This window comes from Haemophilus haemolyticus (genome assembly GCF_003493605.1).
In the GTDB taxonomy this organism is placed as follows: Bacteria; Pseudomonadota; Gammaproteobacteria; order Enterobacterales; family Pasteurellaceae; genus Haemophilus; species Haemophilus haemolyticus_J.
In genome coordinates this window covers 83,216-95,330 of sequence record NZ_QQKA01000001.1, presented here as the reverse complement: position 1 = coordinate 95,330, position 12,115 = coordinate 83,216, and the positions used below count along the sequence as shown (strand labels likewise).

At 36.1% G+C, this 12,115-nt stretch carries 11 protein-coding genes and 2 pseudogenes; 12 read left to right on the top strand and 1 reads right to left on the bottom strand.

The features are described from left to right. Positions 1-16 precede the first annotated feature (16 nt). From DV424_RS00415 to recD, 10 genes and pseudogenes are all read left to right on the top strand, one after another. Positions 17-829, top strand: a complete 813-nt coding sequence (locus DV424_RS00415) for a D-hexose-6-phosphate mutarotase (protein WP_118858687.1) — start codon at positions 17-19, stop codon at positions 827-829. 130 nt (positions 830-959) lie between these two features. Further along, complete coding sequence (gene infC, locus DV424_RS00410) at positions 960-1,505, top strand: translation initiation factor IF-3 (RefSeq protein WP_425613348.1); 546 nt, start codon at positions 960-962, stop codon at positions 1,503-1,505. Positions 1,506-1,715: 210 nt separating this feature from the next. Next, on the top strand, positions 1,716-1,913 hold the full coding sequence (rpmI, locus tag DV424_RS00405; protein ID WP_005596065.1) for a 50S ribosomal protein L35: 198 nt from the start codon (positions 1,716-1,718) through the stop codon (positions 1,911-1,913). A gap of 65 nt (positions 1,914-1,978) precedes the next feature. Beyond that, a complete protein-coding gene (gene rplT, locus DV424_RS00400; protein ID WP_005596075.1) occupies positions 1,979-2,332 on the top strand; it encodes a 50S ribosomal protein L20 in 354 nt (117 codons plus the stop codon). Between the two features lie 334 nt (positions 2,333-2,666). Continuing rightward, positions 2,667-3,212, top strand: a complete 546-nt coding sequence (locus DV424_RS00395) for a tetratricopeptide repeat protein (RefSeq protein WP_118858686.1) — start codon at positions 2,667-2,669, stop codon at positions 3,210-3,212. A gap of 13 nt (positions 3,213-3,225) precedes the next feature. Then, entirely contained in the window at positions 3,226-3,828 is a 603-nt protein-coding gene (locus tag DV424_RS00390) for a hypothetical protein (protein ID WP_118858685.1), read from the top strand. A 118-nt stretch (positions 3,829-3,946) separates the two neighbouring features. Beyond that, entirely contained in the window at positions 3,947-4,273 is a 327-nt protein-coding gene (locus tag DV424_RS00385) for a tetratricopeptide repeat protein (protein WP_118858684.1), read from the top strand. A 93-nt stretch (positions 4,274-4,366) separates the two neighbouring features. Then, positions 4,367-5,974 (top strand): annotated as a pseudogene (locus DV424_RS09040) (UvrD-helicase domain-containing protein); the annotation flags it as partial. A gap of 240 nt (positions 5,975-6,214) precedes the next feature. Continuing rightward, positions 6,215-8,242, top strand: a pseudogene (locus DV424_RS09035) (3'-5' exonuclease); the annotation flags it as partial. Further along, entirely contained in the window at positions 8,242-10,164 is a 1,923-nt protein-coding gene (gene recD, locus DV424_RS00370; RefSeq protein WP_118858683.1) for an exodeoxyribonuclease V subunit alpha, read from the top strand. The pseudogene DV424_RS09035 and the gene recD, both read left to right, overlap by 1 nt. A gap of 46 nt (positions 10,165-10,210) precedes the next feature. On the opposite strand, the gene ybaK is transcribed toward recD, so the two are convergent. Continuing rightward, positions 10,211-10,687: a Cys-tRNA(Pro) deacylase gene (gene ybaK / locus DV424_RS00365; RefSeq protein ID WP_118858682.1), complete on the bottom strand. Its 477-nt coding sequence runs from the start codon at positions 10,685-10,687 to the stop codon at positions 10,211-10,213. Between the two features lie 58 nt (positions 10,688-10,745). On the opposite strand from ybaK, the gene DV424_RS00360 reads away from it, so the two are divergent. Both DV424_RS00360 and DV424_RS00355 read left to right on the top strand, forming a co-directional pair. Then, entirely contained in the window at positions 10,746-11,699 is a 954-nt protein-coding gene (locus tag DV424_RS00360; RefSeq protein ID WP_118858681.1) for an oxidoreductase, read from the top strand. A gap of 19 nt (positions 11,700-11,718) precedes the next feature. Next, positions 11,719-12,075, top strand: coding sequence for a DsrE/DsrF/TusD sulfur relay family protein (locus DV424_RS00355; protein ID WP_118858680.1), 357 nt, complete (start codon positions 11,719-11,721; stop codon positions 12,073-12,075). The last annotated feature ends 40 nt before the right edge of the window (positions 12,076-12,115 follow it).

Genomic DNA, 12,115 nt, shown 5'->3' with positions numbered 1-12,115 from the left:
AACTACAGGAATAAACATGAAAACAACATTACTAAAAATACTGACACCAGAGCTTCACCTTGTTCAACATAACGACATTCCAGTTCTTCACTTAAAACATGCTGTTGGAACTGCAAAAATTTCCTTGCAAGGCGCACAGCTTATAAGTTGGAAACCGCAAAATGCGAAACAAGATGTATTATGGCTAAGTGAAGTAGAACTATTTGAAAGTGGCAACGCTATTCGTGGGGGTGTACCGATTTGTTATCCTTGGTTTGGTGGCGTAAAACAACCTGCGCACGGCACAGCTCGTATTCGCTTATGGCAGTTAAGCCATTATGATATTTCAGCACATAAAGTGCGGTTAGAATTTGAGTTGTTTTCTGATTTAAATATTATCGAAGCTAAAATTGTAATGGTGTTCACAGATAAATGTCATTTAACTTTCACACATTATGGCGAAGAACCTGCACAAGTAGCGTTGCATACCTATTTCAATATTGGGGATATTAATCGAGTGGAAGTACAGGGTTTACCTGAAACTTGTTTTAATAGCTTAAACCAACAACAAGAAAACGTTCCGTCACCGCGTCACATTTCTGAAAATGTTGATTGCATTTATTCCGCAGAAAAAATGCAGAATCAAATCGTAGATAAAAGTTTCAATCGTACAATTGCACTGCATCATCATAATGCAAGCCAATTTGTCCTTTGGAATCCTTGGCACAAAAAGACGAGTGGAATGAGTGAAACAGGCTATCAAACAATGTTGTGCTTAGAAACAGCTCGCATTCATCATTTACTTGAATTTGGCGAAAGTTTAAGCGTAGAAATTTCGCTTAAAGGCTAAATTTTGTTGCATAAGTGGTGTGAATACTATAAAATCCGCAAGATTTTTCCCGTTCCTTAACGGGCAACAAATTTGAAATCTTTTATTTTTAGCGAAAAGATTTTTACTATTAACCAATAGAAGGAATACGATTATTAAAACCGTAAAAAAAGCGCCGGCAGTAAATCGCCCAAACCGTATCAATGAAGAGATTCGTGTAAAAGAAGTTCGTTTAATTGACCAAGATGGTGAACAAGCAGGGATTGTTTCTATTCAACAAGCCCTAGAAATGGCAGAGCAAGCAGAGCTTGATCTTGTTGAAATTAGCCCAAATGCTGAGCCGCCGGTTTGTCGCATTATGAACTACGGTAAATTCCTTTACGAGAAAAGTAAAACCGCTAAAGAACAAAAGAAAAAACAAAAAGTTGTGCAAGTAAAGGAAATTAAATTCCGTCCAGGCACAGACGAAGGTGACTATCAAGTTAAATTACGTAGCTTAATCCGTTTCTTAGAAGACGGAGACAAAGCAAAAATTACCGTGCGTTTCCGCGGTCGTGAAATGGCTCACCAAGACATTGGTTTTGATGTGTTAGAGCGCGTAAAAAATGATTTAGCTGAAATTTCTGTCGTTGAATCTGCACCAGGTAAATTAGAAGGCCGTCAGGCTGTAATGGTGTTAGCACCTAAGAAAAAATAAGAATTTTGCTGAGATTTCTCAGCAAATCTTTTTGTTTAAGTTTGACTTAAATGAAAAGACAACTGCACGTTGGGCAAACTACGCAGCCTAACTGCTTTTGAAAAGGCAATTTAATTTGCCTTATGATGGAAATGATCAGTGCTTCCAAGTAACTTTTTAAGTTCGCCTGATTATGTTGTTTTAAACGAAAAATGCGGAGTTATTTTAACAATGCCTAAAATCAAAACAGTACGCGGCGCAGCGAAGCGCTTCAAAAAAACTGCTTCTGGTGGTTTCAAGCGTAAACAATCTCACTTACGTCATATTTTGACTAAAAAAACAACTAAACGTAAACGTCATTTACGTCATAAATCAATGGTTGCGAAAGCAGACCAAGTTTTAGTAGTAGCTTGCTTACCATACGCATAAGCCGTTATTTAAGCAAAACGTACGATTAGTTCATTTTAGAAAAATATTACATAGGAGATTAAATAATGGCTCGTGTAAAACGTGGTGTTATTGCAAGAGCACGCCATAAGAAAGTTCTTAAGGCTGCTAAAGGTTATTATGGTGCACGTTCACGCGTGTATCGCGTTGCTTTCCAAGCAGTGATCAAAGCTGGTCAATACGCATATCGTGACCGTCGTCAACGTAAACGTCAATTCCGTCAATTATGGATTGCACGTATCAACGCTGCAGCGCGTCAAAATGGTTTATCTTACAGCAAATTCATCAACGGCTTGAAAAAAGCATCTGTTGAAATCGACCGTAAGATTCTTGCTGATATCGCTGTATTCGACAAAGTAGCGTTCGCTGCATTAGTTGAAAAAGCAAAATCTGCACTTTAATTTTTTAAAGTTTAGATAAAGAAGAATTAGGACGCTGAAAGGCGTCCTTTTTTCATTATTATGATAGATAAGTCTATCTTTTCTATAAATTCTAAATTGATAATTTCGCTAAATTGTCCTCCTAAAAGCAGTGTGTTTTTTAGCCTATTTCTATCTTTTAAGCGATTAAATATAAATAATAAAAAGGCACTTTTGTTAGTTATTTAAAGTTTAATTTTTAACCTTTTTGCACCCAGTATACTGGGTGTTGTTATCTCTTTACAGAGATAACAACAAAACATCTTGCTAAACAAAAAGTTTGGTATTTCAATTAAGGTTAATTAATAGGTATGTTATGAAACTGACAAAAACACTTCTCACTAGCGCATTGTTAGCTACTTCAATTTTTTCTTTTCAATCTACTGCTTGGGCAGATACGCCAGAACAGCAATTTAAACAAGGACTTGAATCTGCAAAGAAAGGTGATTATCAAACAGCCTTTAAACTTTGGTTGCCATTGGCTGAACAAGGCAATGCAAATACTCAATTTAATTTGGGTAATATGTATTACGAAGGAAAAGGCGTCAAACAAGATTATGCCGAAGCGGTGAAATGGTATCGCAAAGCAGCTGAACAAGGCAAAGCAAATGCTCAACTTAATTTGGGTAATATGTATTACGAAGGAAAAGGCGTCAAACAAGATTATGCCGAAGCGGTGAAATGGTATCGCAAAGCAGCTGAACAAGGCAATGCAAATGCTCAATTTTATTTGGGTGTAAACTATTATGAAGGACAAGGCGTGAAACGTAATCTTTCTGAAGCTAAAGAATGGTTCCGTAAGGCTTGTATTAATGGTCGTATAGCAGAGAGTTGTGAGAATTTTTACAATTTAAGCAAATAATGGAGATCATGTTATGAAAACTGAAGAAATGAAAAAAATAATCAAGAGCTATAAAGGAATTTTGACTGAATACCAATCGTTGCCAGAAGATATTCAAAAATATTTTGAATATCTTCCAGAACTTATCAAAGGTGACTACGAAATTGCTATTGCTTATTTGTTTTTTAAAATCGAACAAGGACAAAATAGATTACTTTATGGCGGTGCTGTAAAGTTATTTGCTGCAGATATAGAAGTTGCAAGAAATATCGTGAATTATCATCATTTAACACGTGATGGATTTAAACAAATTTATAAGAATATTTTTAATAAACCGTTACCAGATAGTATTATAAAACAATTAAAAGAAGCTGAAAAAATACGTGATAAAGTAGTACACGGAAAACAAGTAAAAGAAGATCAATTACGACAAGCTATTACTGATTGTTTAATATATGCCAAATTAGTTAATGAAGAAATAAAAAACATTGCAAGTTTTGAGCCTTTTGGTGATATGCGTGGATTTAAAGGTCGCAAGGAGTCATTGTCTAAAGACGTGACTCATTTTTTATTAAAAGGATTGGGATTTAGTGGATTTACTTTGTCTGAAAAGCAACAAGAAAATCGTGCTGAATAAAATTTGTTTTTGTCTCCGAGTTTTTTATCTGTACTGAGTGTGAATACCTCTGTAAAAAGAAAATATCTTACTGGACAAAAATTTATCTTCTTTTATAAATCAATTTAGAGATTATTCTATGAAACTAACAAAAACATTTCTCACTAGCGCATTGTTAGCTACTTCAATTTTTTCTTTTCAATCTACTGCTTGGGCAGATACGCCAGAACAGCAGTTTCAACAAGCCGTTGAATCCTACAATAAACGCGATTATCAAAAAGCCTTCAAACTTTGGCTGCCATTGGCTGAACAAGGCAATGTAGCTGCTCAAAATAATTTGGGTGTGATGTATAGAAATGGACAAGGCGTGAAACGTAATCTTTCTGAAGCTAAAGAATGGTTCCGTAAGGCTTGTGATAACGGTTCTCAATATGCTTGTGATGATTTAAGGAAGTTAGAGAAATAGTTTTTAAATTAGGACGCTGAAAAGCGTCCTTTTTTGCATTTGTGACTTCAAATTTTGTAAAATAATGCCATTAGTTCTCATCTGTTAAAATCTATGGCCGAAACAATCCCACTAAATCCCATCACGTTGCCTTTAAATCAAATTAGCTTAATTGAAGCATCCGCTGGTACAGGGAAAACCTATACTATTGGTTCTTTATATCTCCGACTTTTATTAAAGGCAGGAGAAAATAACTTTTCTCGTCCGTTAAATGTGGAAGAAATTCTGGTGGTAACCTTTACGGAAATGGCGACAGAAGAACTCAAGAAAAAAATTCGTGAGCGTATAACAGATGCGATTGATAAACTCACAGCCTTTGCAGAAACCAAAGATAAATCCTCATTTAAAAATGATGAATTTCTTACCGCACTTTCTCAGGATTTAGATATTTTTGAGGCAATTCATCGCTTAAAGCTAGCTGAACAAAATATGGATTTGGCGTCGATTTATACCATTCACGGTTTTTGTCGCCGTATGTTGATGCAATATGCTTTCCATTCTGGCATTCATTTCAATTTAGAATTAATTAAAGATCAATCTGATTTGTTAGTTCGTTTTGCTAATGAATTTTGGCGAGAGCATTTTTATCCGTTGGATTTTGAATCTGCGAATTTTATCGCGACAGAATTAGTATCACCAGCAAATGTGTTGTCTTTATTGAAAGCGGATTTAGGTAAAGATTTGCAGGTGGAGATTGAAAATAAACAGGCGTTATCTGTACCAATACAAATCTTTTTACCGCAATATCTTGGTGGTTATCAAAAGGCGTTGAATGAATTAAAGGCATTTTGGTTAGAAAGTGCGGATGAAATTTCAGCGATTATTACCAATGAACTGGTGAAAGATTATCCAAAAGATCAGTTGAAATCGTTAAATCGTAAAAAGTACCAAGTAAAGCGTTTAGGGGATTGGATTAATAAAATTAATCAATGGTCAAATAATCCTAGAGATTATCAAATTAATACCACATTGAAAGACTATTTCCTACAATCATCTATTGAGAAAAATTGCGAAGAATCAACGGATAAAAATAAAGATAAAAAACCCGCAACGCCTTTTTATTCCCCGATTTTTGCAGAGCTTGAAAAGCGCGTTAATGCCTTAATGACACCAGATTTACTAAGCAAGCTCACTCTTTATCATTATCGCCAAGGTCTACAACAAAAACTTTTAGACTATAAACTTAATCATCAAGAAAAATCCTTTGATGATTTATTGCGTTTGCTTTGTGAAGCCTTGCAAGGTGAGCAAGGAGATGAATTATCGGAAATGATTCGTTTCCAATATCCTTTTGCGATGATTGATGAATTTCAGGATACGGATTCACAACAATACGCTATTTTTTCAAAAATTTATCGTGATAATCCCGAAAAAAATACTGGTTTTATTATGATTGGCGATCCGAAACAGGCGATTTATCGTTTCCGTGGTGCAGATATTTTTACTTATCTAAAAGCCTCAGATGAAGCCCAATCTCGCTTTGAACTCACTAAAAATTATCGGTCAGAGAAGCATTTGGTTGATGGCGTAAATGCGTTGTTTGATTTTCCTCAATCGCCATTTATTTATCAAAATATTAACTTTACTGCTGTTGATTCTCGTGATGATCATCTGCGATTTTATTTAAATGGCAAAGCCGAACCAGCTTATCGTTTTTATCTAACTAAAAGTGACAAAGTGAATAAAACTGAAAGTGACAAAGTAAATAAAACTGAAAGTGACAAAGTAAATAAAACTGAAAGTGACAAAGTAAATAAAACTGAAAGTGACAAAGTAAATAAAACTGAAAGTGACAAAGTAAATAAAACTGAAAGTGACAAAGTAAATAAAACTGAAAGTGACAAAGTAAATAAAACTGAAAGTGACAAAGTAAATAAAACTGAAAGTGACAAAGTAAATAAAACTGAAAGTGACAAAGTGAATAAAACTGAAATGGCAAAAATATGTGCTATTTCTATTCAACATTGGCTAAAAAGTGCGGCAGAAAATCAGGCAGTTTTTCAAAACGAAGATACCTGTAAAAGCTTACAAGCGGAGAATATTGCCGTATTGGTGCGTGATAAAAATGAAGCGGCTTTAGTAAAAAATGAATTGCAAAAATTAGGGATCGCGTCGGTTTATCTTTCTGATCAAAATAGCGTATTTGATAGCAATATTGCGAAAGAATTAGCTTGGGTGCTTAAAGCCTGTTTGAATGTGGCAGAACGTCCAATTTTGAATGCGATTGCAACCGCACTTTTTGGCTTAAATGCGGCAGATATTCATCAAATTCAGCAAAATGAGGCAGATTGGCAACGTTGGGCAGATAGCTTTGCTCAATACCAACAAACTTGGCAACGCCAAGGAATATTGGCAATGTTACATCAAATTTTATTGGAGCAAGGCATTTCAGCTCGATTATTAAGCCAAGCAACAGGCGAGCGAGATTTAACGGATTTCCTACATTTGGCAGAAATTTTACAACAAGCTGCCACGCTACACGAAAGTGAAGCTGAATTGCTTAGTTGGTTTGAAAAACAAATTCAAGGCGAAGGTCGTCAAGAGGCTCAAATTCGTTTAGAAAGTGAACGCCAGTTGGTAAAAATAGTGACAATCCATAAATCCAAAGGCTTAGAATACGATTTAGTTTGGCTACCATTTTTAGCTGTGCCGAGCAAAGATCCAAGTAAAAAAGACATCAATATTTATTATTCTAAAGAACGAGATGAAACCTTATGGGATATGGAAAATCGTAATTTAAACGCACTTTATGAAGAAACTTTTGCGGAAGAGTTACGTTTACTTTATGTGGCTTTAACCCGTGCCAAATATCAAATGGCATTCTCTTTGCCTACGCAATTTGATAAAAAATGGAATGCCTTACATTATGTATTAAGCCAAGGCGAAATAGGCAAAGAAATAAATTTGTCAGATTCTAAAAATACCGAGACGTTGTTGCAAACCTTTAAAGAAAAAATGCAAGATAATGTGGAAATCTGCACTAAGCCAAATTTAGAGGCTTTGACGGCTTTATCAATCAATATAAAAAATGATGAGCTTAAAGCCGCAGAATTTACGGGCAATATTGAGCAAGATTGGCGAATAACCAGTTTTACTTCAATTGAACAAGGTCATCGCCGACAAAATTATTTCACTGAAAGTGCGGGTAAAAAACAGGCTGTTTTTGATGATGTAAAAGATTATGATAGCCAAAATGCTATTAAAATTTCGACCGCACTTTTAAGCGAAAATGAATCAAGCATTTTAGATTTACCACGAGGTAAACAAGTCGGGACTGCATTGCATCGCCATTTTGAAAATTGCTATTTTTCTGATTTAGCAAATACAGAAGAAATTGGCAAATTAAGACAATCCCTACAATTAGATGAAACTTTTACAGAGCCGCTACAAAATTGGCTACAACAGATTTTACATACGCCACTTTCTAATGAAATAGGAATAGCATTAGCTAATTTGGCAAATAAAGATTGCATTAAAGAAATGCCATTTTATCTGGCTATTCGGGAACATTTTGATGTTGAAGCGTTTAATCGCGCGTTGAAAGCCCATCATCATTTACCAAGCGAGCCACTTCAATTTGAAAAAATTCAAGGCATGGTGCGAGGTTCGATTGACTTAGTTTTCCGCCATAATGGGAAATATTATCTTGTTGATTATAAATCTAATTTCTTAGGTTCAACCCTTGCTGATTACAATCAAGAGATATTGAAAAAAGAAATGTTACACAGTCACTATGATTGGCAATATTTAATTTATACGCTGGCATTACACCGTTATTTGCAAAGCGTTGTGCCTCATTACGATTATGCGCGAGATTTCGGCGGGGTATTTTATCTTTTCTTACGTGGAATGAACGGTGAGCCACAATCTGGCGTATTTTATGATCGTCCAAGTGTTGAATTAATCACAGAATTAGATGGGGTGTTTTAATGTTATCTGTATTACAAAAACTTAAAGAGCAGGGCATTCTTTCTCAAGGTGATTATTATTTTGCTAAATTGATAGCAGATAAACAATGCCATACGGATTATGCGGAGCCAGTCAAAAATTTAGCCATATTATTAGCCGCACTTTGTAGTTGGCGTTATACGCAGGGAAATACTTGCAGCCAATTAGATCGCTATTTAGAACATAATTTATTTGGTTTGGCTTATCGTACAACGGAAGAAAATTATTTAGCTGAAATTCGTGAAAAAATTGGTTATTTACCTGTGGAAGATTGGCAATGTGCGTTGTGCGGGCATATGGCATTTACGCAAGATCCCGTCAATCAAATTGCGCCAATGGCATTTCAATTTGGCGCGTTGTATTTCTATCGCGCTTGGCAAGATGAATACCGTATCGCACAATACATAAAAAACACTTTAAAAAAACACCGCACTTTAGCCTTTTCTTATGATGAAATTCATCAAAAATTGGATAAATATTTCCCTGAAAAACAGGAAAAAATAGATTGGCAAAAAGTCGCGGTGGCAACGGCGATTAAAAGTCCATTTTCGATTATTACAGGTGGCCCAGGAACAGGAAAAACCACCACAGTTACCCGTTTATTGCTCGTTCTACAAGAATTATTTGATTGTAAATTACACATCAAATTGGTTGCGCCGACTGGCAAAGCAGCCTCTCGTTTGGAAGAGTCGATTAAAAATGCGTTAAGTTTTATGCAAGAAAAAATGAATTTATCCGATTCACTTTTCAATGCGATTCCACAAAAAGTCAGCACTTTGCATAGTTTACTGGGCGTGAATGCCTTTAATGATTACACGCGCTATAACACACATAACCCTTTGCAGCTGGATGTATTAGTTATTGATGAAACATCAATGATTGATTTGCCGATGATGGCAAAACTTATCAATGCATTAAAGCCCGAAACCCGATTAATTTTATTAGGCGATCAGGCGCAATTAGCCTCTGTCGAGGCGGGAGCTGTATTGGGAGAATTGGCACAATTTGTTAATCAACCTTATAGTCATGAACAAGCTGCATATTTGCAAGCGACGACAGGATACGAAGTAAAAGGTACTGATTGTTCAAATCCAATACGTGATTGTTTATGCCATCTAACAGAAAGCCGTCGTTTTGATAAAGATTCAGGTATTGGCAAGTTAGCTGAATTCATTCAAAAAGGCAAAGCAGACGATAGCCTTGGGTTATTTGAACATTATCCGCAAGAATTGCACTTTAATGCCTTAAATGATGAAAGCGATACGGTTAATCAAGTAGTAAAAAGTGCGGTGGAAAATTACCGCACTTTCTTAAAAATGTTGGATGATTTACGTAAACAAAAAATTGATCCTAACGCTAAAAATGAACAAGGCATTTCCTATGCCGAAGCTATTCAAGCACAATTTAATTCTGTGAGATTTTTAACCGCACTTCGTAATAGCGATTTAGGTGTTGAAAATCTCAATAAAGAAATCGCATTAGCGTTGCGAGAGGAAAAATTGCTTTGGTTCCGTAATGAACAAGATTGGTATATCGGCAAGCCAATTATGATTACTGAAAACGATCATAATGTTCGCCTTTATAACGGCGATATTGGACTGTGCTTGGCGAATGGTAAAGTATGGTTTGGCAATAGAGAAGTGCTGACAAGCCGAATTCCAGCACATGAACCCGCTTTTATGATGACGATTCATAAATCTCAAGGTTCCGAATTTGAACATACCGTCATGGTGCTTCCTACAGAAGTAAATCCAGTATTGTCGCGAGAATTAGTTTTCACGGGCGTGACTCGTGCGAAAAAAGAACTCACTGTATTTGCCGATGAAAAAATATGGAAAACAGCAATTCGCCAGACCGTCAAACGCCAGAGTGGATTGGGTAAATTATTGGAAGAGTTGAATTAGTCAAAAAGGCGGAATAAATCCGCCTTTAAGTTTATAAATCCATCAGTTATTCATCAACAATATCAGTAAATTCTGCGCCTAATACTTTTGCTAAATCTTGTGGCGCAATTTCTACACTTAGCCCACGTTTTCCGCCAGAAACATAAATCGTTTCAAACTCAAGTGCGGTGGAATTTATCACGGTTTTCACGCGTTTCTTTTGACCGAGCGGGCTAATTCCACCTACAAGATAGCCTGTACTTTTTTGTGCTGCATCTTTATCCGCCATTTCCACTTTTTTCACACCGATAGATTTTGCTGTTTTCTTTAAATTCAGCATATTAGCCGTTGCAAGCACAAAACAAGCGAGTTTTTTCTGATCGCCATTTTCTGCCACAAGTAAGGTTTTAAAAGAGCGGTTAGGATCAATGCCTAATTTTTCTGCTGCTTCATCACCAAAATGTTGATTGTTTGGATCATGATCATAAGTGTGCAAGATAAAAGGAATTTTTTGTTTTTTAAGTAAATCAATTGCGGGTGTCATTATTTCGTTCCTGGTTTTGGTGTAAAATAATGTCGATTATTTTACAGCGGAGAGAAAAATGGACGCAACCTTAAATATTGCGATAGCAGCAGAATTTGAATTAAGTGAAAAAATTGTAGAGCGTTTAGAACAAAGTGCGCTTGAAATTAGCAGCGTTTCTATTGTTGAAATAACACCTTTTGAAGAAGAGCAAAATATTCGTTTTCGCAATAAAGGCGTTGAACAACTTTCGCCAAATGAAGTTGAGTGGGCTGATTTTAATTATATCTTTTTTGCAGGAAAACTTGAGCAAGTTGCCCATATTGCGCAAGCAGCAGAGCAGGGCTGTATTGTCATTGATATGTTAGGCGTTTGTAGTGCGCTTTCGGATGTACCCGTTGTTGTCCCGACGGTAAATGAATCACAACTATTTGAACTGAGACAACGTAACATTGTTAGCTTGCCTGATCCACAAGTAAGCCAACTTGCTTTAACGCTTGCCCCGATTTTACAAGAAACGAATCTTAATCAAGTGCTTGTCACTTCTTTATTGCCAGCTTCTTATATGGATGCAGAAACAGTGACTAAACTTGCGGGGCAAACAGCCCGTTTATTAAACGGTATTCCATTGGATGAAGAAGAAACGCGCTTAGCGTTTGATGTCTATCCGCATCAAGCACCTAATTTATCAAATCAATTACAACGAATTTTTCCTCAATTAGATCGTGCTACATTCCATGCAATCCAAGTACCTGTATTTTATGGATTGGCACAAAAAGTCACCACACTTTCAGATTATGATTTCGACTATCAGCCGCAAAATAGCGAGCTTATCGCTTTAGAAGAAACCTTAATTACGCCTGTGCTTAATGGAGAACAAGAAAATGGTGAAGAATCAGTAAAACTTCATTTAAGTCAAATAAGTGCGGTAGAAAATGGTGTAGAATTCTGGTCTGTGGCAGATGAACAACGCTTTAATCTCGCCCTGCTTTCAGTGAAATTGTTGGAAGGAATTTATCAGCAAGGTTATTAACGAAATTAAGGAGAAGAGTATGCAAAATATTCTATTTATTATCCATTCATCCCCTTATGGTGACGAACATTTTTTTAGTGCATTACGTTTGGCATTACAGTTGCAAGAGCAGCATAAAAGTGCGGTTAATTTAAAAATATTTTTAATGTCTGATGCGGTAACTGGCGGTTTAGCACAACAAAATCCAGCAGAAGGGTATCATTTACAACAAATGTTGGAAATTTTAACGGCACAAGGGGCGACAATTAAACTTTGTAAAACCTGTACAAATGCTCGTGGTATTACTGAATTACCGTTGGCGGAGGGCGTGGAAATCGGCACGTTGGCAGAGTTGGCAGACTGGACAATGGAAGCTGACAAAGTATTAAATTTTTAATTTTCTCGGTAGATAAAAGAAACCCGCCACAAGTGCGGGT